The following is a 26,084-nucleotide window of genomic DNA, read 5'->3' as shown; positions in this document are numbered from 1 at the left end:
CTCCTGTTATCTGAAGCATTTCACGCATGAAATGATTATGTCGTTTTCCGATGTTAATGTAAGTGCAGTTGTTATGCCTTCATCAAGGCTGCTGCAATATATGGCTTTATCTCTGCCAACACTTTCCATTCGCTTTCCGACTAGAACGAGGTGATCAATTCTGTCACTGTATTTTACCACTAGCTTTTCAACGTCTTCCGGAGGTAATCCCTCGCAAACCTGTGCAGCGTGTTCACCAATTATCAACGTCAGTTTTTTGTCAGGATCAAATCCCTTTTTCAGGGCTGCTTCTGCATCATCAATTTTTAATCCAGAACTGGAATTGTCGATAAGCTTTCTTCCCTGCAACGACGTAATTTTCATCCTTCCCTCAACCCCGGAAAATTCGGAGAAAGCTTCTGCAATTGTATCTATGCCAATTCCGGCTTTCAGAGCAGCACAGGCAGAAGCTGCAAAAGCCATTGAATAAGATCTGGGATCATAATCCCCATTCAGGGCTATTTCGATATTTTTAGACCCTTTTTTCAGAACCAATGAATCTGGCGAGACTGTTACTACAACATCTGCATTGCATTCCCCATTGCTGCTAAATGTACATATTTCACCATTGGAATTGCAATTTTTCGCTTTCCCGAGATCAGCGCAATTAATTACAATCTTTGAATTATGCTTTGCATTTTTAACCATCTGCAATTTTGCATCACTCGAATTTCGTTTATTGTTTGCAATTCCGTACTCCGGTTCCAGAGTTGTTATTATGCCGATATCTGCAATCCCGGTTCCTCCAAGTGAGTCCTCAAAAATAAATGCATCAATGGAAAGTTCTTGTTCCTCAACAGATCTGATAGCTTCAAGAATACTTGCAGGTGCTATGCTCAGTCCTTTGCGGATTAGTTTTTTTCTTGTGGGACTCAGGTGATAAAGACCACCGGAAGTGTGCAGGACAACAGACATATCCTTTGAAAGGATGGCTGCCAGCAAAAAAGCGGTGCTGGTTTTTCCTTTTGATCCTGTTATCTCAAAAACCTGTCTTCCTTTCAAATTCCCGTTTTTGTTCAGAATAATTCCCACTGCATGGTGGTGAGTTATAATTTGAGCCCCAGACGCCAGTGCTGACCGATATACAGGATTTTCAGGGTCCAGATGAACAGGGGCTATAACAATATCTTTTTCAGAAAAAAGGGTTTTGTTTTCAATTTCAATCCCGAAAGTCCGGAGGCCAGCAATAACTTCCTTTTTAAGAGTTCCATAAACGTCTACAGCTTTGACAGTATGGCCCAGATCTGCAAGTTTCTCTGCAATGAAAATCCCTCCATGGGTCATGTCAAGAACTGCATATTTTTGCTGGCCGGTATTCATGTTTACCAATGATCAGAGGACTTCCTTTGCCCTTTCAAAAACAAGGTCTGCAAGAAGCGGATGGTTTCCGAGGGGTTTGCCATAAACAATTGGAACTTCATTTCCATCAATGGTTATCTTTCCTTCCTTTGTTTCTGGGTCAAGCCCAAGGATTTTAGGGATGTCTTCTGTTATATGCACACCAGATGCAAGGAAAACGGGTACTGCCGCAATGCGTGTAACACCTGTTCCCTCAAAGCTCTGTAAAGCTTCTTCCACTGAAGGCCCGCAGTTTTCCATGAACCCCGGAATTACTACATATTCGGGGTGCTTTTCTGCAATTGTGTCTGCAATTGATGTAACTACTTCCTTGTTGTATGGAAGTCTGCTGCCGTGTCCGATTGCCAGGATTCCAATTTTTTCACTCATATTCAAATCACCATTTTTGTACATTGAATGTATTTAAAGTAAGGTTCTTACTTTCAGTAGTGGATTGTGTTACTCCATATGAGCAACGTAATAACATAAAAAGAATTCGGATTGACTGTGGTAGAAAAATAAAATGAAAATAGCGAGTATTAAGGATTAAATTTCATAATCGCCGTCGTCTTCCTTATAGCTGTCAGCACCAACCATAGCAGCCTCAATGGAATCAATACCATCCATGAATTCCGCTACAAACCCGTAAGGTATTTCTTCCACTTTTTCAGCGGGAAGTTCCTTTTCACTAAGTATAAGTGCTCCGATCTGGGCTATCAGATCAAGTGCTCCTTCAATATCCTCTGCTTCTTCGGCTTTAACAGCTTCATTGATTAAATCCTCGATATTGGCGTTAATATCAAAGTTACCATAGAGGTATTTCTCAAATGATGCAAATGCCGCAACAAATGAATTCTGAAGGGACTCGATCATAATTTGTGCATCTTCTGATATATTTTCAGGTGACTTGAGTACAATATCCTGAATACTTGCAAGAATATCATCGGTCTCTTCTGCGTCATATTCGCCATTCTGGTATTTTGCAATGACTTTCAGGCAGGCAAGTATCACATCATCCTGCATGTTGACAAAAATTTCTCCGCCCTTGCTTTCTTCTTCATTTTCGCTGAGCTTGAAGTCACTTTCCTCTACCTGCTTTAACCAGTTTGCCCAGCGTTCTTCAGTATAAAATTCATGTGTAATCTGCTTATGTTGGGTTGTCGGCATCTTCTTAAACCCCGTTAATAACAATTATGCTAATTTCAGTTCAACCTTTTTCAGGTTTTCCTCGTCATCGATTTCTACAGGTCCAAATAGTTTACTAATTATACATTTGTCCCCTTCTTTCAGTCCGGCAGGATGACACAATTCATAAATTGCCGGATCTTCTGTTTCGCAATTTGGTGCTTTATACCTGATTGTTGCACCTTCTACTGCATTTCTTGATTCGATTATTGCTACAATGGGAGCCATTTCAACTTCCACTACATATGCTCCCTCTTCATGAACAAAACATTCCTGCACCTTATCAGATCGAATCCCAGTAATTCTGTACTTTCTCCCCCTCTCAAGATCAAGGCAAGTACTTTTAAACTTACATTTCTCACATTCGGGTGCTCCTTTCTCAAAAATAAACTCCAGTCCCTCCCGGGCAAGCTGGGTTCCGATAAGTGTGATTTTGGTGTCGTCATCCATTATTATCACCTGAATTTAGTAACTGTACATATAATTATGAAATTACTCCGGTTGTTTTTGCAACAATTTCCGCAGCATCCCTTGTAATGCCTGTTCCAAGGATAGTATATCGTTCCGGCCTGATTTTATGACATTGAACAAGCGCTTCTAATATATATTTATCTTCAATGCCGAGAGCTTTTGCGGTAGTGGGTGCATTAATGGTTTCAAGGGCGTGCTTAATTTTCTTCCAGTCTCCACCATGCAAATACATCATAAGAATTGTTCCAACTCCGCATTGCTCCCCATGAAGTGCCGGATTTGGTGCAATCTTGTTGAGGGCATGGCTGAACATGTGTTCAGATCCGGATGCGGGGCGAGATGATCCGGCAATACTCATTGCAACACCACTGGAAACAAGTGCTTTTACTACCATCCTTACGGAGCTTTCAAGCTTGGGTTTTATCGAATCAGCAGAATCAATAAGGATGTTTGCAGTCATTCTGGAAAGAGCTGCTGCATATTCACTAAATGCTACATTTTGGAGCCGATGTGCCAGTTCCCAGTCCAGCACGGCAGTGCAATTGGAAATGATGTCCCCACATCCTGCTGCAAGCAGGCGATATGGTGCTTTTGCAATAATCTCGGTGTCTGCAATTACTGCCATTGGGGCATTGGCCTGTATGGATACACTATCTCCGTCCTTAATTATTGATGCTCTTGATGAGACTATACCATCATGTGATGCAGCAGTTGGGATGCTCAGAAAAGGAACGTCGAGATTTGTGGCTGCAAGCTTGGCGACATCGATCGAACTTCCGCTGCCAACACCCATCAGGAATCCTATGTGATCCTGATTAACAACTTCCATTGCTCTTTCGATTTCCTCCATTGAAGCTCTTTTTGCAATGAATATATCGATGTTTTTTCCGCTGTCTTCGAGCATCTCCTGTACAGGTTTTCCTGCAATTGCAGCGGTTTTTTTTCCTGTTATAATAAGTCCATGATCTCCAAGCAACAGGTCCTGGCAAACCTCATCAACTTTGTTAATAACTCCACTACCTACAAGTATATCCCTTGGGAGTTGCATCCATTTGTTGTCCTTCACGATTTCCATCACTTAAACATACCCTGTTTTCTATTAAAAAGAGTTATGAAAACACTTATATTAGAGTTACCTATGCTATAAACGGTGTACTCTTCGATGTGAAGATGTCCAGTATTCACTATCTAATAATCCGGAAAGCATTTTCTAGGGAGGAGCAGGATGGGTAAATTTGCAGAGCAGCTAATGCAGTTCATAAGCCGGTACTATATTGACCCTGTAATTTATGATAGTGGATACAATCCGGTAAACACCATTACATGGGGTTTGATTCTCGGTATATGTGTTTTTGGGGTTGTCAGATTAATGAAAAGAATGGATGTGGAAATAGACGAGCACTTCATCTATTCGGTAATCCCCTTTGTTCTTGCCGGATCTTCTTTAAGAGTTCTTGAAGATGCGGGTGTTTTCTCTGCCCCCCTTAGCTATCTTTTCATAACTCCAAACATTTATGTTGTAGTTTTTATTGTAACACTGTCATGTCTTGTCCTCTCAAAAAAGTTGTATGATATTGGGAAAATAAATAACTGGCATCGCTTGTTTTCAGGCTTTGGATTTTTCTGGTTTCTTTGCAATCTAATTACTTTGTTGTATTTCGAAGATGTCCGGATGCCGGCTGTATTCCTTGCAATCGTCCTTTTGGGAAGTGGTTTAGCTTTCCTTATCTTCTATATTTCTGCAAGAGCAGGGTTTTCAATTATAACAGACAGGGTTAATTTAACCATACTGTGGGTTCATTTGCTGGATGCATCATCCACTTTCGTAGGCGTTGATTTTTTGGGTTACTACGAAAAACATGTTGTTCCGGCATACCTTATAGATCTTACCGGGACGGCATTGGTCATGATCCCGCTTAAACTTACAATTTTCCTTCCGGTGATTTATATACTGGATACACAGTTTAAAGAAGATGGATCAACATCTTTAACAACGTTTGTGAAAATGGTAATTATTATATTGGGATTGTCTCCTGCATGTAGGAATACATTACGGATGACTCTGGGGATTTAAGATGTATGGGTTACTTTCGGATTTAGATATTATGGAGATACGGACATATGTTAATGAGATAAAACAGTTACTTCTTTTATCCATAGTGGTGTTTTTCATCAGTGCCGTGGCAGGATATGTGTTTACATCAATGAATCCGGAAATGGCAGATTTATCTCTTCAGGAATTGGAATCCATTGTGGAGCTAATGGAGGGACTAACGCCACTGCAGATAATGCTGCTTATTTTTTTGAATAATTCAATTAAAAGTCTCTTTGCAATATTGCTTGGCGTATTACTGGGAATAATTCCATTTCTTTTCCTCGCATACAATGGATTCTTAGTGGGTGTTGTATCCTATGTTTTCTCTGACAAAGGTCTTATTTTTATTCTGGCTGCAATCCTGCCACATGGGATTATTGAATTGCCCATGATATTTCTCTCGGTTGCTATTGGTATGCGGGTGGGCATTGCTTCATTTGATGTTGTGCGCGGGCGACCGTCAAATGTGAAGGAAGAACTTACACGCGGGCTTTCAATATTCTTCAGGTTTGTGGTTCCAATGCTTCTTATTGCTGCAGTGGTGGAGACGCTTATAACACCACTTTTTATTGTTTCAGTTTAAGTTAGCCACAAAAGTCTTTTATTTAGCTCTCATATTAGTTATCCTGAAAGTAATTATGAGGATTTCCAGATGATAGACAGGAAAGAGATAATCGAAATTGCTGAAAATTATAACTATGATGATATTCGCATTGGGGCGATTGCATCTCACTCAGGACTTGATGTATTTGATGGTGCCGTGGAAGAAGGGTTCAGGACGTATGCAGTCTGCAGGAGTGGACGTGAAAAAACCTACACAAAGTATTTCCGTTCCATGAGGGATACAGAGGGTAATGTTGTGCGTGGAATAGTTGATGATTACGTCTGCTATGACAATTTCGATGAAGTATTATTAAAAGAAAATCAGCAGAAACTTGTTGATAATAATACCCTTTTTATTCCGAATCGTTCATTCACTTCATATTGCAGCATTGATGAAATTGAAGATAATTTTGCAGTACCTCTTGTTGGCAGCCGAAATATGCTGCGCAGTGAAGAACGAGGTATTGATCAGGATTATTACTGGCTGCTTGAAAAGGCAGGTCTCCCATTTCCAGAAAAGATCAACGACCCACAGGACATTGATGCACTCTGCATGGTAAAACTCCCTCATGCAGTGAAAAAACTCGAACGTGGATTCTTCACTGCAGGTACATATAATGAATATTTGGAAAAATCCGAGTCTCTTATCAGGCAGGGTGTAATTACTCCAGAGGCACTTTCAGAAGCTCGGATTGAAAGGTATATTATAGGTCCGGTTTTCAACTTTGATCTGTTCTATTCTCCGATAGAGGAGGAAATGGAAAAAGTGGAATTGCTCGGAATTGACTGGAGATTTGAAACAAGTCTTGATGGTCATGTAAGACTTCCGGCACCTCAGCAAATGACCCTTGCAGAACACCAACTCACTCCCGAATATACTGTGTGCGGGCATAATTCGGCTACCTTGAGGGAATCTCTTCTGGAGAAAGTGTTTGAACTTGCCGAGATTTACGTGAAGGCTTCACAGAAACATTATGAGCCGGGAATTATCGGTCCTTTCTGCCTGCAAACCTGTATTGATAAAGATCTTAATTTCTATATTTATGATGTAGCTCCCCGTGTAGGCGGTGGTACGAATGTGCATATGTCTGTGGGGCACCCCTATGGTAATACCCTCTGGAGAAAACCAATGAGTACAGGGCGGAGGGTTGCTATGGAAATAAAACGTGCTATTGATACCGATCAGCTTGGAAAAATTATAACCTGATCATTTATTTTTCTTTTTATAGTTGCTTGCTTCTTACCTATTTTTGCTTTTGTGTATGGGATAGCAATATATATCAAGACCCATCATAAGATCATATAAAGATAGTGTAACACTCACATGATATAATATGGAGCTTTCAGAATGAAAATTGTACATGCACAGACTGTATTAACAGAAGAGCAATTGGAGGCTCTAAAGAAGAAAACCAATGAACCTTCAACCAAGGAGGCTCTCAGTGTTGCTGTACACCATTATCTCGAGTGTGAATATACAACTATGAATGATGAAATGTGGACCCGCAAACTTGAGAAAGTGGTACAGAATAAGAAAAAGAATATAAACGAATAAGGATAATAATGAGTGTATATAAATAACCCACTAAAAGGAGTGTAAATAATGAAATTGCCAGAAGTATTTAAGAAAGACGATGCACTGTCACCAGTCATCGGTGTAATCCTGATGGTTGCTATCACTGTAATCCTTGCCGCCGTTATCGCTGCATTCGTGCTTGGAATGGGATCACCTGAAACTGCTCCACAGGCGAGTATTAAAGGAAGCTCTGCTGAATTAAATGATCACAATGTCATTAAGATTGAGCATCAGGGTGGCGAAGTTGTCACTTTAAGTGATGCAAATACAAAAGTAATTCTCAATGGAGATAATGTGAATCTTTCAGCATTGGATACTTCAGATCTTAAAGCATTTGAAACGGGTGAAACACTTTATCTCTATAATTATAATAATAGTAGTACAATATGACTTGGAACTTATACAAATGCAACAACAGACGCGGATGGCAATGTTGTCGAAACTGGGGAAACTGCAAACGTCAAATTCATTGATGTAAATAGCCAACAGTTGGTCGCAGTCTTTGACGTAAGGTTCTAATCTTAAATATCTTGGGCAGTACTAACTGCCTGACATCTTTTTTTTGGCTTTATTAAAAACGTTATTTGAGACTGCAGTATGCAATCTCGTTGCTAACCGGATTCTGCATGAGTTTCCTGATCCGATTCATATCATTTGTCTGCCCAAGAACCCACATAAGTTTGACAAGTGCTACTTCCGGCAGCATATCCTCAGCTTCAATGGCGCCTGCTTTGGTCATATCTCTTCCGGTATCATAAACCCTGTTGCAGATGCGTCCGTTGAGGCACTGAGACGTTACAATTACCGGGATTCCTGCGGTTGTGGCACGTTCAATTTCCGGAATCCAGTTTGTGGAGACATGTCCAAGACCAGTTCCTTCGATTACAATTCCTTTGTATCCTGTATCAATATAGTAGGAAAGAACCGCTGGATCTGCTCCGGGGATGAATTTGATTAAGGCGCATTTTGGCTGTATTGTGTTAATAAGTTCGAGCTTTTTTTCACCGCGTTTTGTGTATTCCAGATTTGTGGAAATCCTGCGGTCAGAGTAATCAACGTAGCCGATAGGTTCGGAATTGATGGATTTGAAAGCATCCCTGCGGGAGGTATGCATTTTCCGCACGCGTGTGCCATAATGGATAGCGCACATGTCATCGGAACTACTGTTATGCATCACGACACACACTTCAGCAATGTCACTGGTTGCTACGGTTGCAGCGCATATGGCATTCATAACATTATCGCTGCTGGGGCGATCCGCACTTCTCTGGGATCCTACAAAGACAACAGGAACCGGGGTGCGCAACATGAAGGAAAGGGCAGCTGCCGAATACATCATTGTATCGGTTCCATGGGCAATAACAATGCCGTCGGCTCCTTTTTCGATTTCCTCTGCGACAGCATGCGCAAGATCAACCCAGGTTTCCGATTTCATGTTTTCAGACAGAATGTTTGTAATTACCCTGCCACGAATGTTAGCAATATCCTCTAGTTCGGGAATTGCTTTAACAATGTCATCGGCAGAAAACTGAGCTGTCACAGCACCTGTGCGATAATCCACCTTACTTGCAATCGTACCCCCTGTGGAAAGAATTGTAATGTTTGGGAGTTTCTTATTGATCGGTGTTTTTTCTTTATGTGGGGTAGGTTTTGCATCACTTTTTCTTTCAATAATTGCAATTTCTGCGCCTTCCAGCTCGATTCCCACATTATAGCCGTTTTTCATCTTCAGCACAATATGGTCGGTCACTGAAGGCATGACCACACCCTCATATTCATTGCCATTTCTTGTGACTCTGATTATGTCTCCCAATTCGTAATCCATGTTTTCCCCTTTGTGTAATTGTGATGCATAATTGTCTGCCTGTTTATCTGCGGTTGCTTTCTTCACAGGCTCAAAGGATAATCTAACAGGTGTTAACTGCCCTTTCATTGCAGGTCTTGGTACATAAAAGTAGCTATTTTCGGCTCTGTAGAAATCCTCTTTAGAATGCAAATGGAACCACAGAGAACACAGAGTTCACAGAGGATTTTCTTCTTCTCTGTGTTCTCTGTGAACTCTGTGGTTCATATCTGAAACATAGGTTTTCTACAGGGCCTTATTTTCAATACCGCAGGTAATACAATGAAGTAGTTGGTTGCGGATCAGGATATCCTTCGTAGTTTTTGGCAATGATACGGGATATGAGAGTCATGTTTTCTCCTGCATCCCTCGGAAAAGTTCTCTGATATATGCTTATCCCCTGCTCTTTTCTGTGTGGGGCAAATATTTTCAACACTTTTTCGAATACTTCTTCCTTTTAATATCTTCACTAATATATTTCATCCACAACTTGTCTAAATGTATTATTGATCATCGCTTTTTATCACAATACGGATAATTTTCATCAAAATGGGGAAACTTTTATCAACGCTTTTTCCCAGCCTGATATATGAATAAGTATGCTGTCAGATGTTTGCAATGCATGCAGATTCATGATCCATATTCCATGAATTGCAAAAACAATGATACATCCCTTCTCCGCACTGAATACTCGGCAAAGCAGCTGATGCCATTGGATCTGCCGGGTATCTGGAAGTTTTATGATTGGCTGCCGGTTAATGGTATTATAGAACAGGGTTCAGGAAAAACCGTAACGTACAGAAGTGAAGCCTTTGCATCTGAACTGGGGCTTGATTCTCTGTGGATAGCTTTTAATGGCTACTGGCCTGAAAAAGGAGCGGAGCTGATGACCTGTACTTTCAAAGATCTGGAGGCTTTCCCCACCATGCAGCGTTTGAAGGAACTCAAAGAAACCCGTGTCATGGTAGTGGCATCGGCAGGTAATACCGCAAGGGCGTTTGCAAATGTATGCAGCATCACAGGACAGCCCTTGCTTCTTGTGATTCCGGAAGCCAGCCTGCACCGGCTTTGGACCATTAGGGCTGACAGTTCATCCATATGTCTTGCCACAGTGGAAGGTGATTATTCTGATGCCATTGCACTGGCAGGAAATATTGCCGCAAGGGATGGTTTTGTCAATGAAGGCGGGGCAAAAAACGTTGCCAGAAGGGATGGCATGGGCACAGTGATGCTGGATGCGGTTCTGACATCAGGACAGTTATTTGATCACTATTTTCAGGCTGTGGGAAGTGGCACCGGTGGGATTTCAGCATGGGAAGCGTCACTTCGTCTTATTGGAGATGGCAGATTCGGCTCAAAGCTCCCGCGTTTGCATCTGGGACAGAGTCTTCCTTGTGCTCCTCTTTATTCTCTCTGGAATGACGTGGGCGAAGTTTCAGCCACATGTCCGGAAGGAATGTATGCTGATGTCCTCTTTAACAGGAAACCTCCTTATGCCATCACAGGCGGTGTCAGGGATGCCCTTGAAGCCACAAATGGTACAATGTATGCAGTTTCCAATGAAGAGGCGTCCGGTGCACAGGCACTATTCGAAAAAACAGAAGGAATTGACATAAATCCTGCTGCAGCCGTGGCAGTAGCTTCGCTGATGCAGGCAGTGGAGCAGGGCAACATCAAACCCGATGACAGTATCGTGTTGAATATTACCGGTGGCGGGCAAAAGCGCCTGATGCAGGATTATCAGCCAAGGCAGTTGCTTGCATCCATAGCAGTGTCAGCAGATGATCCATGTGCTGAAGACAGAATTGTTGAGGCTGCAACAGAAGTATTTGGTACGAGACTATGAACAAAAAACCTATTCTTACAATTCTTGGTGGTGTGGATAAGGATGGTGTCCCGGAGCCAATACGATCCGTGGAGGTAAGCCCGGGGGAGATACTGGGTATCGTAGGTCCCACCGGCTCAGGCAAAAGCACGCTCATCGCTGATATTGAGCAGCTTGCACAGGGAGACACTGCAACAGGGAGGACTATTCTTATCGATGGAGTAAAACCTGATGCATGCACTCGTGTTGATCCCAGAAAGAAGCTTGTATCACAGTTGTCCCAGAACATGCATTTTCTGGCTGATATGAATGTTGAGGATTTTCTGCAAATGCATGCACGCAGCAGGGGAAAGGCTGAATGTCTTTCGGAGAAGGTGATAGAGCTTGCAAACACTCTTACCGGAGAACCAATAGCTCCCCATTGTCCTCTTACGGTTCTCAGTGGCGGACAGTCTAGGTCACTCATGACTGCAGATATTGCAGTGATAAGCGATTCCCCGGTAGTTCTCATAGACGAGATAGAGAATGCGGGTATTAAGAAACAGGAAGCGCTTGAATTACTGGCAGGTGAGGGTAAGATAGTCATAGTTGTAACCCATGATCCAATGCTGGCTCTTATGGCGGCCCGCAGGATAGTTATTCGTAATGGCGCTATGACAAACATAATTACCACCAGTGCCAATGAGCAGCATGTCTGTAACAAAATCGTTGAGGTTGATAATTGGCTTATGTCTCTAAGGGAAACTATTCGTAGAGGTGATATTGTGGAGGATATGGCATGAAACTGGTAGTACTTGCAGGAACTCAGGGTTCCGGAAAAACGTCTGTTTTGCTCCATGTCATTAAGGTGCTTGTAAGGGATGGTAATAAACCTGCAGTTGTGAAGGTTGACTGCCTCTGGACAGATGATGATCAGCGATTCGACAGGCTAAACATCCCGGTACGTGTGGGGCTTGCCAGAGACATGTGCCCTGATCATTTTACAATTTACAATACCGAGGAGATGCTAAAATGGGCCGAAGCTGAAGGTGCTGATGTGCTCCTGAATGAAACTGCAGGGCTTTGCCTGCGTTGTGCCCCATATCCTGATAAATGCCTTGCAATTTGTGTTATCGATGTTACTACAGGGCCGAACACACCTCTGAAGGTGGGTCCTTTGCTTACTACTGCCGATATAGTTGTCATGACAAAAGGTGATATTGTATCCCAGGCCGAAAGAGAGGTTTTCAGGGAACGAGTACTTGACGTGAATCCTGATTGTATGGTTGTGGAAGCCAATGGTCTCACCGGAAAAGGCGCATCTGAGATTGCCGAACTTATCGAGGCAGGTATGAATGTTTGTGATAACATTGTCCTGCGCCACACTCCCCCTCTTGCAATATGCTCTCTATGCACCGGGGAAACCCGCATTGCCCGCAAACATCACATGGGTGTCCTCAGGCAGATGGATGGTTTTACGGAGTACAGGGGGGAATGAAACTGGATGAGATAACAAAGCACCTGCCCGGTTATAATTGCGGAAGCTGTGGTTTCAGGCGCTGTGCCGATTTTGCTGCTAATATCAAAAACCCCGATACTCTCAGAAAATGTCCCTTTCTGTTAAGGAGTCAGTTTAAGGAACATCTGGATCAATTGATAACTCTTCTGCAAGGCAATGATTCCGGTTGCAGTGAGCAGGCAGAAATCACAGGAGTCATAGATGGCCTGAATGCGGATTTTATACTTGCCCCGCTTAAAAACGAGGGTTCCTGCAGGGAAGAGATACATCCCTTTAATGGCTTGGTTACGATTGAGACTGGTGATTTCCTGCGCTACAGGCCACTGGCGTGTCCTATTACGCATTTTGCCAGAGTCATTGATGTTTCTCCCGGGATATACACAATTCATCTTGTAGGGCCGTTGCATCGGCTGGGTCAGGAAGATTTCCGGTTCAAGGACGTGGGGCTTGCGATGATTCTTGCCTTTGAGGGTATTGTTTCAAAAGGCGGGATTCCGAAAGTAGGACAGACTGTGAAATTTATTCCTGAGTATTGTATGATGCAAAAAGTTCATTCTGGCGTGGTTGTAGGTGTTGAAGGAAAAAAAGTACGGATCGAAGGTATTGACCTTAAAGTGTGGTGATACAATCTCAGATATGAAAGACATTACGCCAACTGAGGCGGTATTCAATGGCCTTATGGATGTGGGTATTGATTTTATCGTAAGTGTCCCCTGTGTCAACCTGAAGGACCTGATCCCGATGGTGGACAGGGAATCATCCGTTATTCACATACCTGTGACCCGGGAGGAGGAAGGGGTAGGGGTGTGTGCAGGTGCTTACATGGGTGGAAAAAAAGCAGCAATACTGATGCAGAATTCAGGGCTTGGTAATTCTATCAATGCTCTTTCTTCATTGAACCTGCTCTACGGTATTCCTCTGCTTATGATCATAAGTCATCGCGGGATAGGGGACGAAACAATCTGTGCACAGGTGCCAATGGGGGAGATGACAGCGCCACTGCTGGATACTCTTGGCATTTCATATTATCTTCCATCATCAAAGGCAGATGCTACAAAGGCAGTACGTATCGCGTGGATACGGGCGGTCGAGGAAAAAAGACCGGTGGCAATTTTGTTGCCTATACCTTTCTGGAGCCAACCATGAAACGAATTGATGTCATTCGTGAAGTTGCGGACAAGGCACGGGATTCGGATGCCTTGCTGATTGCCAACATAGGCATTCCGTGCAAGGAATTGTATAGTGTCTCCGATATGCCTAATAATTTCTACATGCTGGGTTCCATGGGCCTCGCATCTTCCATCGGTCTTGGGCTGGCATTATCCAGACCTGAGCGCAATGTCATAACAATTGATGGTGATGGCTCAATTCTTATGAATATGGGCACCCTTGCAACGATTGCTTCTCAGGCGCCGCAGAATTACCTGCTTGTAATTGTTGATAACGGGGCTTATGGTTCTACAGGTAACCAACCGACGGCTACCTTAAATCATGTGAACCTTGAGGAGGTTGCACAAGGTGCTGGAAACAGGGATGTCTTTGAAGTGGATAGTCTTCAAAGGCTGCATACGATCTTAGGAGAAAAGGATAGTGGTATCATCGTGGCCAAGGCACAGCCCGGGAATGAGGATGTTCCGGTAATTCAGATGATTCCGGAAGCAATACTGAGCAGATTTATGGCTGAATCCTCCCGAGCGTCCCGGTCAGTTTAAACGAACCATCAATAATATCTTTCTTTAGTTTTTCCGCCATGCTGAGCGCTCTCTTACGGTCGGACTGTCTGAGCACAATAGGAACTTCCCGCATTTTTCCCTCTTTTTCCACCCGGACTGCTCCAAGCTCTGCACTGAACACATTCCCGGGGCAGTTTGTAGCGCAGAGTCCGCAATTAAAGCATAAATTCCTGTCAAGTAGCAGTTTTTCGTTTTTGTGGTATATGGCGTCCATGGGGCAGTTTTCAATAGGCTTACATACTTTGCAGCGCAGGCATGAAGATGGCTCAAATTTCACTGAAAGGTCAACATTTTCCCATGCGTCTGCATAGTTGCTGGCAGATATGGCAACTCTTTTGTCAACATCCATCACCGGCATTGGTATTTCTCGGTCCGGTGTGATTATGGCATCAAGGATTGATTGATTTAATACAGGGATAGGAACCGCCCAGGATACAATACATTCCGGGCCTGCAGATGTTAAAAATCCCCCCATAAGCTGCGGATCCATATTATGCATGTCAGCAATTCCTGTAAGGTTTGGTTTTTCAGGACTGCTGCGTGTACCGCACCCGATGACAAAACCTTCCCCACCGTTTATAATAACCCGTGTACCCATGCCGATTGTCTGCAACAGCGGGTCGTTTTTCACAGGGTTTATCTGTCCACATCCGGAAAGTGTAGCACTTTCCATATCCGGTTCGAAAGGAGTCGCATGGAATATTGTATTGACAGGGATATCCGAACAGTTTACAAAAGCGGAGTAGTTTTTGAAAACGTTTCTTGTGGAATGGAGTTTGGCGTATGGCATCTCATCCAGCGTAATCTCGCTCTGGAACGTATTGTTGTCATTGGTGGTGACCGATACGTCAATTGTTTTTTGCTCGACCATATCACGAAACAGGTGGCCAGCCCCATATCCGCGCCTTATACTTGAATGAGCTGTGCCGAAAACCATGAGGTCAAGTATTCCAAGGCTTTCATTTGGGCATGGTCCCACATGGGTGGGTACACCATTGAGAAGGACTTTTGACGCTCTTGTAAAATGGAAAGGTGCTTTTGCAGGAAAAGACATTACTGCATATGTCCCACTCATAATGGCCCGGGTGGCGGTGGTTACAACATCAACATCCCGGATTGTTATGTCTTCTTTTTCAACACGTTCACAAATCTCCTGAGCTGTCATAACAACGGCATCATGATTTTCTAACTTTTTCTGGATGTCACTGATGGATCGTTCCATATTACCATTGCCCTTCGCTTTCCGGTTTTGCGGGATTATAAAAATTAACTGTAAGTTTAATTGCCAGTGTATTTATCCACAGTTTGCATGAGGTTATTTAAAGCCCTATCAATGCTTTGTCGTATATTGGTGACTTTTTCTTCTTCCGCTGAAAGCTGTTTTTTTATCCGCATGATTGAATTGCTGATTTCATCTGGATTAGGTCCGCCTGTTGTATTACGTCTCTTAACATTCAGCATCGGATCAAGAGCTTCCTTCAGCATCTGTTCACTGAGTCCGCGTTCAATGAGACTTTCCCCAAGAATATCTTTTCCGACCCGTTCAATATCGGCAAATGTGGGTACTCCCTCCATCCTCGCAAGTTGACCGACTATCTGGTGAGCTGTTCTAAATGGTATATCACATTCCCTTACAAGAGTGTCGGCAAGTTCAGTAGCAGTGGTAAATCCGGTTGTTGATTGTTCTGCAAGCACATTTTCATTGATTTTCATGGATGCAAGCATTCCTGCTGTAATTCTCAGGGATGTCCTGCATGTCTGGATACTATTCCAGATGAGGGGTGTTGCTTCCTGAAGATCCCTGTTGTAGCTTAATGGCAAACCTTTACAAATTGTAAGTAATGCCATGAGGTTTCCGGTTGCAACTCCGCTTTTTCCTCTTAAAAGCTCTGCAGTATCCGGATTTTTTTTCTGCGGCATAATCGACGAAGTGGATGCATATTGATCTGAAAGTTCAATGAATGAAAATTCCTTTGAAGACCAGAGTACCAGTTCTTCTGCAATGCGGGTCAGGTTAACCATAATGCATGCAATCACTGAAGCAGTCTCTATCAAAAAATCTCGGCTACTCACAGCATCCATTGAGTTCTCAATAATTTCATTAAAGCCTAGCAGTTCACGGGTTCTTTCCCTGTTTATGGCAAAGCCAGTTGAGGCAAACGCAGCAGCTCCCAACGGTGAGCGATTCACGCGGGCAAAGCAATCCATTACTCTCTCAAAGTCTCTTCCAAACGCCTGTTGGTGTGCCATCATGTGGTGTCCCATGGTGGTTGGTTGTGCATGCTGCAGGTGAGTAAAACCTGGCATTATTGTGTCCCGATTTTTATCTGCAATATCCAGCAAAACGGCACGCAAATGCAGCAAATCTTCCATTATTCCCAGCAGTTCCTCACGTAATCTCAGCCTGATACATGTGGCAACTTCATCATTGCGTGATCTTCCTGAGTGCATCCGTCCACCAATGTCTTCACCAACAAGTTCGATGAGCCGTGCTTCCAAGGCAATGTGGATATCCTCGTATGAATTATCAAGCTGATCAATTCCTTCGTCCCTGATCTGCATTAAACCTTTAAGAATAGATTCGGAGGCGGACCGCTTTATGATCCCCTGTTCTGTAAGCATAACAGTGTGTGCAAAATCCACAAGTATGTCTGCATCAAAAATCCATCTGTCAGCTTTAAGAGATGTGGTATATTCCATAATCTCTTTATCAGGTACTAACTCAAGCCGTCCACGTCGCAGGATATCACTCATAAAATGCCTCAGGTTTATGGATAAATATAAAGGTAGTAACTGACCCTTTTATTGAAGGTCTTGATAAATAAAAGTAGCTATTTTCAGCTATCTGATTTCACTCAACTTTAACAACGGGTAATCTGAAATGAACTTCCGTACCTTTCCCCTCTCCTTCACTTTCTATCCACATTTCGCCTTTATGGGCTTCGACTATGGTTTTTGAAATATATAATCCAAGCCCGGTGCCACCGTATTTACGCTTCCGTGATGCATCAATCTGATAAAACCGCTGGAACAGTTTTCCGATCATGTCCTTAGGGATCCCGATTCCCGTGTCTTTCACGACAATGTGGATCTTCTTATCCTCCCTAAAGGCACTGAGTGTGATTTTTCCTCCTACGGGGGTGAACTTGATTGCATTATCCACAACGTTTGTCAGCATGTCAGTCAATTTATCCCAGTCACCATTTATTTCAGGTATATTTTCATCGAGGTTTAATTTCAGATTGATCTTTTTCTCATCAGCCTGGATCTTCAAATCTTCCAGAACAGTTTCCATTAATTTATCAATTTGTAATGGTTCAAAGAAGTACTCTAACTTTCCAGCCTGAATCCTGCAGCAAGCTATCAACTAGCCTTTTTAAACGATTAGCATTTCGATTTACAATTTTCTGGGCATGGAGTTGTTCCTCGTTTAGTTTTCCAAAAGTCCCATCCGAAAGCAACTGGGAATATCCTATGATTGATGTGAGTGGTGTTTTTAGTTCATGGCTGACATTTGATAGAAATTCATCTTTCATTTTGTCCAGAGATTTCAGTTCTTCGTTAGCTTCGGCAAGCTCTTCAGCGTACCTTTTCAGCTCTTCCTCCGCCTTTTTACGTTCTGTAACATCACGTGCCACTACTAGAATACCGGGTTTATCGTCATATTCAATAATTTGTGCACTAATTTCTACAGGAATGGGTGTTCCAGCTTTATTTTTATAAGTTGCTTCGAAGATAGCATGTCCTTTTTCTTTTACATACTTGATACGCTTGGGGATTTCTTGCATGGACAGACGGGTGTTTAAATCTATGGTATTCATGGTGAGCATTTCTTCACGGGAATAACCCAGTTTCTCACATGCAGCACGATTTACTTCGATCAGGTTTCCATCAAAATCATGCACGAAAATAGCATCATTGGTGCTTGAAAATATGGTTCTGAATTTATCCTCTGATTTTCTGATTTTTTCTTCGGATTTGCGGCGCTGTATAAGCCTCCACATTCCCTGCATAAGCAATTTCAGCTGTCTTACATCAGAACTATCATAGTTTTCCATCTTGTTAGCGACACCTGCAAGTGCAACAATTCTGCCTCCTTCAAAAATAGGTACATCCATGTGTCTTACAATGTCAACATGCCCTTTTGGATAACCGCGTTTGAGGGGATTAGGATCCTTGTAATTATTATTGATAAATACCTTTCTTTTGCGGACTGCTTCTCCCCAGAGTCCGGTTTTTCGAATCTTATATTCAAGCTTTTTATCTTCCACTTTGCAACGGTTCATTGCATTGTCGGTCCATGATACGATTCGCATTTTCATCTCGTCTTCATCAACAAATGCAATGTATCCCATATTACTGCTGGTGAGACGAACCCCCTCCTCGCGGGCAAAATCAATGATTTCCTGAAGAGATGCTTCTGTCATCATGTTTAATTTGACAAGTGTTTCAAGACGTGATTCGTCAAGTCGAAGGGCCTCCTCAGCCTTCATACGATCGCTAATGTCTTCAACAATCCCGACTCCACCCAGAAGGGTTCCGGATTTGGAGATATTAGGGTTGTAATCGGCTTTAATCGGAATGATTTTGTTACTGAATGGTGAACAGAATTTTCCTTCATAATGGCCCTGTTTTTTCTGGAAAACTGCCTTAATGGCATTAAGCATTTCCTCATCTTTCGCCCCTTTTAAGAGATTAAACCCGATTATTTCTTCCTTTGTTGTTCCAAATATAATAGCTATATTATCATTGCAATGGGTAATAATTCCATCAGAATTAAAATTAAATATTCCTAGGGGGGAATTGTCAAAAATCAGATGATAGTTTTTTTCTGATTCAAGCATTGCTTCTTCTGCCAGTTTCCTAGAGGTTATATCAATAAGTATGCCCTGGAAATAGGATGGATTTCCCATTTCATCTCTTCCCAGGTATGATCTCTCTGTGACCCACCTTACATCACCGGATTTAGTCAGAACGCGATATTCCTTTGAAAAATAAGTTCTGCCTGCAATTTCAAGTTCAGTGACATCAGATTTGACCGCTTCAAGATCATCGGGGTGGATCCAGTTTCCGAAATTCATTTTTCCTGAAATGAAATCATTGACTGTATACCCAAATTGGGACACATTTTCAGAAATAAATTCAAGAGGCCAGTTTTCCTCTGCTGTACAGAGAAATGCAACTACCGGGCTATTCCTGTAGATTTCCTGAAGTTTTTCCTCTGATTTTAATTGATCTCGGAGTGTTTTCTGGCCGATTTTACGTTTAACTACCTCTTCAACTGTGCAAACCATTCCGTCATATTTGCCATTCTCATCCAGCAGTGGGATAAGACGACCGTTCTGGAAGCTTAGATCTCCCTTTTTTGTAATAATTGGCAATGATTTGTATGGTGCAGGTTGCAGTGTTTGCTGTAGTTTCCGGAAAAGTTCCCTGAAATGGGCTTCATCACCCACACTTCTCTGTGTAGGAGTCAGGAATGTTTTCAACTCTTTTCCCAATACTTCCTTTTCTTTTAACCCAGTGATCCTCTCCATACCAGAGTTAAAATAAATGAATTTTTTATCCTTATCAACAGCCCATACGCCGATAGATATGTTATCAAGGATCTTTTTGCATAAATCCATAAACCCTGCCACTCCTGATCATTACAGAAACTACGTTAAAAGTATTTGCCTGCTCCCATTAAATACTTATTGTTTTTATGAAGCAGTCATCATTTTCTTAAGTGGTATATGTAACAGATAACCTATGGCCATTACAAGGATGATTGTGGATCCGGAAGGTACATCAAGAAGGTAAGAAAGAAACAGGCCCAAAATTGTGAAAACGGTTCCAAAAGCAATAGACAACTTCATCATTCCTATCAGGTTTCCTGAAAAACTACGGCTTATTGATGCCGGGATTGTCAGTAGTGCTATGACAAGAATCAATCCTACAATACGAATCATTACAACAATTGTCAATGCTATGAGACAAAGCAGTAGCAAATTTAGTTTTTCCACGGGGAGATCTGATACTTCAGAGAATTCCTCGTCAAAGCTGATTGCCACAAATTCCTTGTAAAATAGGTACACGAATACAATTATCATAACGTCCAGGATTGCCATTAAGTACAGATCCATCCTGGGTATTGTCAGGATATTACCAAATAGGTAAGTCATAAGATCCGGTGCATAGCCGGGAGTAAGTCCCACAAACATAATACCTAAAGCCATTCCTACAGCCCAGAGTATCCCGATTGCAGTATCCTCTGCAATTTTTGTCCTGCGGCTAACAAGTCCCATCACTACTGCAGTAAGGATGCTAAACGGAAGGACGCTCAATATGGGATTAAGTCCTAGATAATATCCAAGCCCGATCCCTCCAAAAGATGCATGGGCAATCCCTCCACTTATAGATACGATTCTCTTAACGACAACATAAACCCCGATTATGCCGCACGCAATGCTGGCAAGCAGTCCTGCAATAATAGCTGTTTGCATGAATTGATATTGCAAGATTTCCAGCATATTGGATTCCTCAATGTTCTTTCAATACCCTGTGGGGTATTCCGTGTGCAATCAATTCTACGGGGCAACAGTATGCCTGTTTTAGATCAGATTCAGGTATTTCCTTTGAACCATGGAAGAAAAGAGTCTGGTTTAGGCACGCAATCTTATCCACATAATTGGAGATTGCAGTTAAATCATGGGACACCATTATGATCGTGACTTTTGATTTAAGATCTGTAAGTATTTCATAGAACTCCTTTTGCATCATTTCATCAATTCCGGAAACAGGTTCATCCAGCAAAAGGATTTCAGGCTCCCTTACAAGGGCACGTGCAATGAAAACCCTCTGTTGTTGGCCTCCCGAAAGTTCGGAAATCTGTCGGTTTTTGAAATCGAGCATTTTGACTTTCTGGAGTGCGTTGTCAACAGCTTCAAGATCTTTTTGGCTATAATTTTTCAGCAGCATATGTTTTCCCAGTCTTCCCATTAGCACAACTTCCCTGACGCTTACGGGAAAATCAGGTTGATACGCACTTTTCTGAGGGACATATCCGATATATTTTCTTGCTTTTGCAGGCTCTTCACCAAAAACTCTTACATCACCGGAATCTGGTTTTATAAGCCCCAGCAGGACTTTCAGTAATGTACTCTTTCCTCCCCCGTTGGGGCCAATGATTCCGAGGAAATCACCCCTGAATACCTTGAGATTCACCTCTTTTAGGGCAGGGATGCTGTCACTGCCATAGTATACAGAGACATTTCGGATATCTATTACTTCTTCCAATTGTTTACCCTCTTAGCCGATAACTGCTGCAAAGACCTCTGTTACATTATCCAGATTCTCTATATAGTCCTTTGCAAGTGGATCTATTTGAACTACTTCCCCGTCGATTTCTTCTGCGATTGCTTCGGCACACTGGGTGCTGAATTGTGATTGGACGAATATGACTTTTATTTCATGTTCCTTTGCAGAATTAATGATCCTGCTAAGTTCTTTTGCAGTGGGCTCTTTACCTTCTATTTCGATAGTAAGCATGTGCAGACCGTATTCATCTGTAAAATATCCCCATGATGGGTGAAATACCATTATGTAGGCGCCTTGTTTTCCTTCAAGTGATGCTCTTATACGGCTGTCAAGTTCTTCAAGTTCCGCAATGTAGCTGTCCCGGTTTTTCGTGTAGTATTCCTCATTTTCGGGATCAATTTTAACAAGTGCCTCATGGATATTATTGACCATTATCTGTGCATTTATTGGATTTGTCCATATATGGGGATCAATTCCTTCATGGGTATGCTCTTCTTCATGTTTGTCTTCTTCATTGTGGTTCTCATCCATTTCCCTGAGCTGAATTCCTTTAGAACAATCAACAATGACCATGTCTTTGTTGATATCCAGTAATTTGTCAAGCCACACTTCTTCAAAGGGCAAGTTGGATCCCACAATTGCATACATGCTTGCATCAGAGATCTCCTGAAGCTGCCTCGGGGTTGGTTCATACGTTGCAGGGCTTGCTCCTGGTGGAATCATAAGTACTGTTTTTACTTTATCTCCACCAACTTTTTCTACAAATTCCTGTTGTGGAAGAACACTTACTGCTACAATTATTTTTTCACTTTCTGATTCAGCCCCTCCATTCTCAGATATGCATCCACAGGTTCCAACCAATAGGATTAATGCAACTATAATGGCATATTTTTTCTTTTTTAAGAGGCTAAGCATGTTGAAATCTCCTTTTTGCATACTATGCAAACATGGGGACAAACTCATGTTACTTTTGTGTTCGCGTAATTAGAAAAACACTTGTTTGCACAACATTTTCTATTTGAGTAGGAATTTGAATATGTTTATAGATTCATATAAATCTTGTCTATTTTTGGTATGTATCAAAAAAAATAGTATAGCAGTTGATTTCTATGAATCCGCGTTTACCCATGATTTTTAAATAGATGTATTGCAATTAAGGAGGCAAACAGGAGCCCTTTAATCAGGTGATTTAATGTACGCAGACAGGATCAATGCATTACCCCCATATTTGTTCGCAACGATAGATGAAGCAAAGGCCAACATGGTTGCAAAAGGTGTGGATGTTATCGATCTGGGTGTTGGAGACCCGGACATGCCAACTCCATCCCATATAGTAGATTCTATGTGTGAAGCTGTAAGAGATCCTGCCACTCATCGCTATCCATCTTATACAGGCCTCATGGAATTCAGAACAGCAGCAGCAGACTGGTGTAAGGAAACAAAAGGCATAGACATTGATCCTGCTACAGAAGCCCTTACACTGATCGGTTCAAAGGAAGGAGTCGCCCATATTCCTCTTGCATTTGTCAATCCGGGAGATGTCGCATTGGTTCCTGATCCCGCATACCCGGTTTACAAAATCGGCACACAGTTTGCAGGTGGTATTCCTCACATTATGCCACTTCTTGAGGAGAATGATTTCCTTCCTGATCTGGATGCTATTCCGTCAGATGTCCTTGCAAAAACAAAATTAATGTTCATTAATTACCCCAACAACCCTACCTCGGCAACAGCAACTACCAGATTCTTTAAAGAGGTTGTTGACTTTGCACATGAGAACAAGATTGTTGTTGTCCATGATAATGCATATTCCGAAATGGTTTATGACGGCTATAAAGCCCCAAGTTTTTTGGCAATTGATGGTGCAATGGACGTAGGTATTGAACTTTACTCACTTTCCAAAACATATAACATGACAGGTTGGAGGATTGCTTTTGCAGTGGGCAATGCAGATCTTATTAAAGGGTTTGGAAAAGTAAAATCCAACATAGATTCAGGGGCATTTGATGCTGTCCAGAGAGCCGGAATTACTGCTTTAAGCAGCTCCCAACAATGTGTTGCTGATATGAATAGAATTTATCAGGAAAGGCGTGATACATTACTTAAAGGACTGGATGCTCTTGGGATTAACATAAAGCCACCCAAAGCAACTTTCTACATCTGGGCACCGGTTCCTGAGAAATACAATTCCATTGACTTTTCCAGGCTGCTTCTGGAAGATGCTGGTATTGTTGCAACACCAGGTGTCGGTTTTGGCAATTACGGCGAGGGATACATCCGGTTTGCACTGACTCAATCTGTAGATCGCATAGAAGAAGCCGTTGGAAGAATGGAACAACTCGATGTTTAATCAATAAATTGGAGCAGGAAATCCTGCCAGTCTTTCTTTTTATCCTATTATTTTGTTTGGGTGGATGTGCCCGCTTCTAATCATATGATCGACTATTACAAGTGCCATCATTGCCTCGGCTACCGGCACCATTCTTGGAGGTATTGTCGGATCGTGCCGACCGGCAATGGTGATTTCTTCTTCCTTCATTTTTTCCATGTCAACTGTTTTTTGAGGTATGGAAATCGATGGAGTGGGTTTTACAGCACAACGGCAAATAATAGGCATCCCGCTGGAAATACCTCCAAGTATGCCTCCGGCATTATTGGTACATGCTACAATCCTATCATCTTCAATGCAGAATGAGTCATTCATCTGGCTTCCTTTCATGCGGGCGGCTTCAAATCCGGCTCCGATTTCTACACCTTTCACGGCACCTATTCCAACCATTGCTTTTGCAATATCCGCATCGAGTTTATCAAAAACAGGCTCTCCGATGCCGGCAGGAACTCCGAATGCAACTGTTTCAACAATGCCTCCTACACTGTCACCTTTGACTCTTTCTTCCTTGATCATTTCGAGCATTTCTTTTGCAGCTTTTGGATCTGCACAGCGCACTGGGTTCTCTTCAATATTACTTTTCATTGCCCGAATATCTTTGACATTTGCTTTTATACCCCCAAGTTCTACAACATGTGAAATGATCTCTATTCCTTTCATTTGGAGGAGCTTTTTAGCAATTGCTCCGGCAGCTACTCTCCCAATTGTTTCACGGGCAGATGATCTCCCTCCTCCACGAAAATCACGGAATCCGTATTTTTCTTCATAGGTAAAATCAGCATGTCCGGGTCTGGGGAAATTATGTATTTTTTCGTATGCGCTTGAATCGGCATCCCGGTTAAAAACAATTAATGATATAGGAGTCCCAGTGGTTTTTCCCTGAAAAACTCCAGAAAGAATTTCTACACTGTCACTTTCGGAACGTGGGGTGCTTACTTCACTCTGGCCGGGTTTACGGCGATCCAGATCTTTTTGAATATCTCCTGCTGAAATCTCAAGGCCGGCAGGAACGCCATCCACCACGACGCCGATGGCTTTGCCGTGTGATTCTCCCCATGTGGTTATCTTAAACGAATGGCCAAAAGTGTTAGCTACCATGATACTATGTTACACACCCCGATATTTATTGATTTGCAATAATAGTACTTATTTTTGCTCACAGGGTTCGATGTGCACCACCACATCATCTACTCCATCTATATTTTCTTTAAGCTTATCAGTTACCATGTGGGACATGCTGTGGGCTTTATCAACATGCATTTCAGGATCTACCCAGATGTGAAGATCAATGTGATAATTCCCAACACCTCCTCTTGTCCTGATCTTATGGCAGTCCAGAACTCCCGGAACCTGTTTTGCAATATCACAGATTAAATTCTCGTCAAGTGGTGCTTTATCACAAAGAACTCCGCTACTGCTTCGGATTATTTCAAAAGCAGCTTTGCATATTAATGCAGCAATAACTAACGCTATCAATGGGTCAACAATGGGATATCCATATTTAACTGCCAAAAGTCCTGCAATAACCGAAATGGAAACGTATATATCACTTCGGGTGTGCATGGAATCGGCAACCAACACCTCGCTTTTGAGTTCTTCACCTTTTCGTTTTTCATAGGTTGTCACTGAAAGATTTATGCCAATGGTAAGTATCATTACCACAAAGCTTAGTGTCGTTATTTCAGGGCTGCTTATTCTGGTAAACCTCTCTATTGATTGGATGATCACTTCAAACGCCACGAATATTAAAAGTACAGCAATAAAAACCGATGCAAGAGTCTCATATTTTTGGTGACCATAGGGATGTTTTTTGTCAGGGGGTCTAGAAGCAATATGAATACCTAAAATACCGGTTATATTCGAAATACCATCAAAAAGGGAATGATACCCATCAGACTGCATGCTTAGGGTGTTGGTTATTGAACCATAGATGATTTTTGCAAAGGAAACGGCTAAGTTCAGGACTAAAACGAGTAACAGCACCTTCCTGATTTTAGCATATCTTTCCATTTTTCTGTCATCTCCACATTTAAATTATCCGCGGATATCAGATATATCCCTTAAGGTTTATGTTGTAGAGATAATACTAAAGAGGATTCTGATAAACGTTCCTCTTCCAGAACTTCGATAAAATTTGTTCTTATTATTGTTCCATTTGCCTGTTTCCCAGTCAATTATTCTGAAATATCT

Annotated in this window: 27 protein-coding genes; 12 read left to right on the top strand and 15 right to left on the bottom strand. The window is 42.2% G+C overall.

The window, feature by feature from the left end:
* Nucleotides 1–6: 6 nt before the first annotated feature.
* From cfbE to PWQ49_RS07600, 5 genes are all read right to left on the bottom strand, one after another.
* Nucleotides 7–1,359, bottom strand: coding sequence for a coenzyme F430 synthase (gene cfbE / locus PWQ49_RS07620; RefSeq protein ID WP_300609626.1), 1,353 nt, complete (start codon nucleotides 1,357–1,359; stop codon nucleotides 7–9).
* Between the two features lie 12 nt (nucleotides 1,360–1,371).
* Entirely contained in the window at nucleotides 1,372–1,767 is a 396-nt protein-coding gene (cfbA, locus tag PWQ49_RS07615) for a sirohydrochlorin nickelochelatase (protein WP_300609589.1), read from the bottom strand.
* A 156-nt stretch (nucleotides 1,768–1,923) separates the two neighbouring features.
* Nucleotides 1,924–2,544, bottom strand: a complete 621-nt coding sequence (locus PWQ49_RS07610; RefSeq protein ID WP_300609587.1) for a DUF2150 family protein — start codon at nucleotides 2,542–2,544, stop codon at nucleotides 1,924–1,926.
* A 24-nt stretch (nucleotides 2,545–2,568) separates the two neighbouring features.
* Nucleotides 2,569–3,012: a UPF0179 family protein gene (locus PWQ49_RS07605; protein ID WP_300609585.1), complete on the bottom strand. Its 444-nt coding sequence runs from the start codon at nucleotides 3,010–3,012 to the stop codon at nucleotides 2,569–2,571.
* Between the two features lie 34 nt (nucleotides 3,013–3,046).
* Complete coding sequence (locus tag PWQ49_RS07600; protein WP_300609583.1) at nucleotides 3,047–4,108, bottom strand: NAD(P)-dependent glycerol-1-phosphate dehydrogenase; 1,062 nt, start codon at nucleotides 4,106–4,108, stop codon at nucleotides 3,047–3,049.
* Nucleotides 4,109–4,258: 150 nt separating this feature from the next.
* On the opposite strand from PWQ49_RS07600, the gene PWQ49_RS07595 reads away from it, so the two are divergent.
* The 5 genes from PWQ49_RS07595 (at nucleotide 4,259) to PWQ49_RS07575 (ending at nucleotide 7,697) form a co-directional block, all read left to right on the top strand.
* The gene (locus tag PWQ49_RS07595) at nucleotides 4,259–5,107 is read left to right on the top strand and encodes a DUF63 family protein (RefSeq protein ID WP_300609581.1); all 849 of its coding nucleotides are present in this window, start codon (nucleotides 4,259–4,261) and stop codon (nucleotides 5,105–5,107) included.
* A gap of 31 nt (nucleotides 5,108–5,138) precedes the next feature.
* A complete protein-coding gene (locus PWQ49_RS07590; RefSeq protein ID WP_300609579.1) occupies nucleotides 5,139–5,711 on the top strand; it encodes a stage II sporulation protein M in 573 nt (190 codons plus the stop codon).
* 69 nt (nucleotides 5,712–5,780) lie between these two features.
* Nucleotides 5,781–6,938: a formate--phosphoribosylaminoimidazolecarboxamide ligase family protein gene (locus tag PWQ49_RS07585; protein ID WP_300609577.1), complete on the top strand. Its 1,158-nt coding sequence runs from the start codon at nucleotides 5,781–5,783 to the stop codon at nucleotides 6,936–6,938.
* Between the two features lie 141 nt (nucleotides 6,939–7,079).
* A complete protein-coding gene (locus tag PWQ49_RS07580; protein WP_300609575.1) occupies nucleotides 7,080–7,286 on the top strand; it encodes a DUF5371 family protein in 207 nt (68 codons plus the stop codon).
* 48 nt (nucleotides 7,287–7,334) lie between these two features.
* A complete protein-coding gene (locus tag PWQ49_RS07575) occupies nucleotides 7,335–7,697 on the top strand; it encodes a type IV pilin N-terminal domain-containing protein (RefSeq protein WP_300609573.1) in 363 nt (120 codons plus the stop codon).
* 190 nt (nucleotides 7,698–7,887) lie between these two features.
* On the opposite strand, the gene gatD is transcribed toward PWQ49_RS07575, so the two are convergent.
* Entirely contained in the window at nucleotides 7,888–9,132 is a 1,245-nt protein-coding gene (gatD, locus tag PWQ49_RS07570) for a Glu-tRNA(Gln) amidotransferase subunit GatD (protein WP_300609624.1), read from the bottom strand.
* A gap of 607 nt (nucleotides 9,133–9,739) precedes the next feature.
* Here gatD and PWQ49_RS07565 point away from each other — a divergent pair.
* From PWQ49_RS07565 to comE, 6 genes are read left to right on the top strand one after another with little or no spacing between them, the layout of a single operon-like run.
* Nucleotides 9,740–10,996 (top strand): cysteate synthase, encoded by a 1,257-nt coding sequence (locus PWQ49_RS07565; protein ID WP_300609571.1) that lies wholly within the window; start codon nucleotides 9,740–9,742, stop codon nucleotides 10,994–10,996.
* The gene (locus PWQ49_RS07560; RefSeq protein ID WP_300609569.1) at nucleotides 10,993–11,757 is read left to right on the top strand and encodes an ATP-binding cassette domain-containing protein; all 765 of its coding nucleotides are present in this window, start codon (nucleotides 10,993–10,995) and stop codon (nucleotides 11,755–11,757) included. Before PWQ49_RS07565 ends, PWQ49_RS07560 begins: the two co-directional genes overlap by 4 nt.
* Nucleotides 11,754–12,452, top strand: a complete 699-nt coding sequence (locus PWQ49_RS07555) for a GTP-binding protein (RefSeq protein WP_300609567.1) — start codon at nucleotides 11,754–11,756, stop codon at nucleotides 12,450–12,452. Before PWQ49_RS07560 ends, PWQ49_RS07555 begins: the two co-directional genes overlap by 4 nt.
* On the top strand, nucleotides 12,449–13,096 hold the full coding sequence (locus PWQ49_RS07550; protein ID WP_300609565.1) for a (Fe-S)-binding protein: 648 nt from the start codon (nucleotides 12,449–12,451) through the stop codon (nucleotides 13,094–13,096). The genes PWQ49_RS07555 and PWQ49_RS07550 overlap by 4 nt, the downstream gene beginning before the upstream one ends.
* A 13-nt stretch (nucleotides 13,097–13,109) precedes the next feature.
* Nucleotides 13,110–13,619, top strand: coding sequence for a sulfopyruvate decarboxylase subunit alpha (comD, locus tag PWQ49_RS07545; protein ID WP_300609563.1), 510 nt, complete (start codon nucleotides 13,110–13,112; stop codon nucleotides 13,617–13,619).
* Nucleotides 13,616–14,185, top strand: coding sequence for a sulfopyruvate decarboxylase subunit beta (gene comE / locus PWQ49_RS07540; protein WP_300609561.1), 570 nt, complete (start codon nucleotides 13,616–13,618; stop codon nucleotides 14,183–14,185). The genes comD and comE overlap by 4 nt, the downstream gene beginning before the upstream one ends.
* Here comE and PWQ49_RS07535 read toward each other — a convergent pair.
* The 7 genes from PWQ49_RS07535 to PWQ49_RS07505 form a co-directional block, all read right to left on the bottom strand.
* Complete coding sequence (locus PWQ49_RS07535; protein WP_300609559.1) at nucleotides 14,148–15,428, bottom strand: methanogenesis marker 16 metalloprotein; 1,281 nt, start codon at nucleotides 15,426–15,428, stop codon at nucleotides 14,148–14,150. The genes comE and PWQ49_RS07535 overlap by 38 nt on opposite strands.
* A 56-nt stretch (nucleotides 15,429–15,484) precedes the next feature.
* Entirely contained in the window at nucleotides 15,485–16,960 is a 1,476-nt protein-coding gene (gene argH / locus PWQ49_RS07530; RefSeq protein ID WP_300609557.1) for an argininosuccinate lyase, read from the bottom strand.
* 97 nt (nucleotides 16,961–17,057) lie between these two features.
* The gene (locus PWQ49_RS07525) at nucleotides 17,058–17,501 is read right to left on the bottom strand and encodes an ATP-binding protein (RefSeq protein WP_300609555.1); all 444 of its coding nucleotides are present in this window, start codon (nucleotides 17,499–17,501) and stop codon (nucleotides 17,058–17,060) included.
* A gap of 22 nt (nucleotides 17,502–17,523) precedes the next feature.
* Nucleotides 17,524–19,833, bottom strand: a complete 2,310-nt coding sequence (locus PWQ49_RS07520; protein WP_300609553.1) for a PAS domain S-box protein — start codon at nucleotides 19,831–19,833, stop codon at nucleotides 17,524–17,526.
* 75 nt (nucleotides 19,834–19,908) lie between these two features.
* Nucleotides 19,909–20,718 (bottom strand): metal ABC transporter permease, encoded by an 810-nt coding sequence (locus PWQ49_RS07515; protein WP_300609551.1) that lies wholly within the window; start codon nucleotides 20,716–20,718, stop codon nucleotides 19,909–19,911.
* Nucleotides 20,719–20,728: 10 nt separating this feature from the next.
* Nucleotides 20,729–21,484: a metal ABC transporter ATP-binding protein gene (locus tag PWQ49_RS07510; RefSeq protein WP_300609550.1), complete on the bottom strand. Its 756-nt coding sequence runs from the start codon at nucleotides 21,482–21,484 to the stop codon at nucleotides 20,729–20,731.
* 12 nt (nucleotides 21,485–21,496) lie between these two features.
* Nucleotides 21,497–22,420: a zinc ABC transporter substrate-binding protein gene (locus PWQ49_RS07505; protein ID WP_300609548.1), complete on the bottom strand. Its 924-nt coding sequence runs from the start codon at nucleotides 22,418–22,420 to the stop codon at nucleotides 21,497–21,499.
* Nucleotides 22,421–22,697: 277 nt separating this feature from the next.
* Here PWQ49_RS07505 and PWQ49_RS07500 point away from each other — a divergent pair, with 277 nt between their 5' ends.
* On the top strand, nucleotides 22,698–23,855 hold the full coding sequence (locus PWQ49_RS07500; RefSeq protein ID WP_300609546.1) for an LL-diaminopimelate aminotransferase: 1,158 nt from the start codon (nucleotides 22,698–22,700) through the stop codon (nucleotides 23,853–23,855).
* Nucleotides 23,856–23,894: 39 nt separating this feature from the next.
* On the opposite strand, the gene aroC is transcribed toward PWQ49_RS07500, so the two are convergent.
* Both aroC and PWQ49_RS07490 read right to left on the bottom strand, forming a co-directional pair.
* Nucleotides 23,895–24,992 carry a chorismate synthase gene (gene aroC, locus PWQ49_RS07495; protein ID WP_300609544.1) on the bottom strand — a complete coding sequence of 366 codons (1,098 nt, stop codon included), beginning with the start codon at nucleotides 24,990–24,992 and terminating at the stop codon, nucleotides 23,895–23,897.
* Nucleotides 24,993–25,040: 48 nt separating this feature from the next.
* Nucleotides 25,041–25,904, bottom strand: coding sequence for a cation diffusion facilitator family transporter (locus PWQ49_RS07490; RefSeq protein ID WP_300609542.1), 864 nt, complete (start codon nucleotides 25,902–25,904; stop codon nucleotides 25,041–25,043).
* Nucleotides 25,905–26,084: the final 180 nt, after the last annotated feature.

Source organism: Methanohalophilus sp. (genome assembly GCF_030156785.1).
GTDB lineage: Archaea > Halobacteriota > Methanosarcinia > Methanosarcinales > Methanosarcinaceae > Methanohalophilus.
The sequence above is the reverse complement of the archived record's forward strand: the minus strand, read 5'-3'. Positions and strand labels throughout refer to the sequence as shown.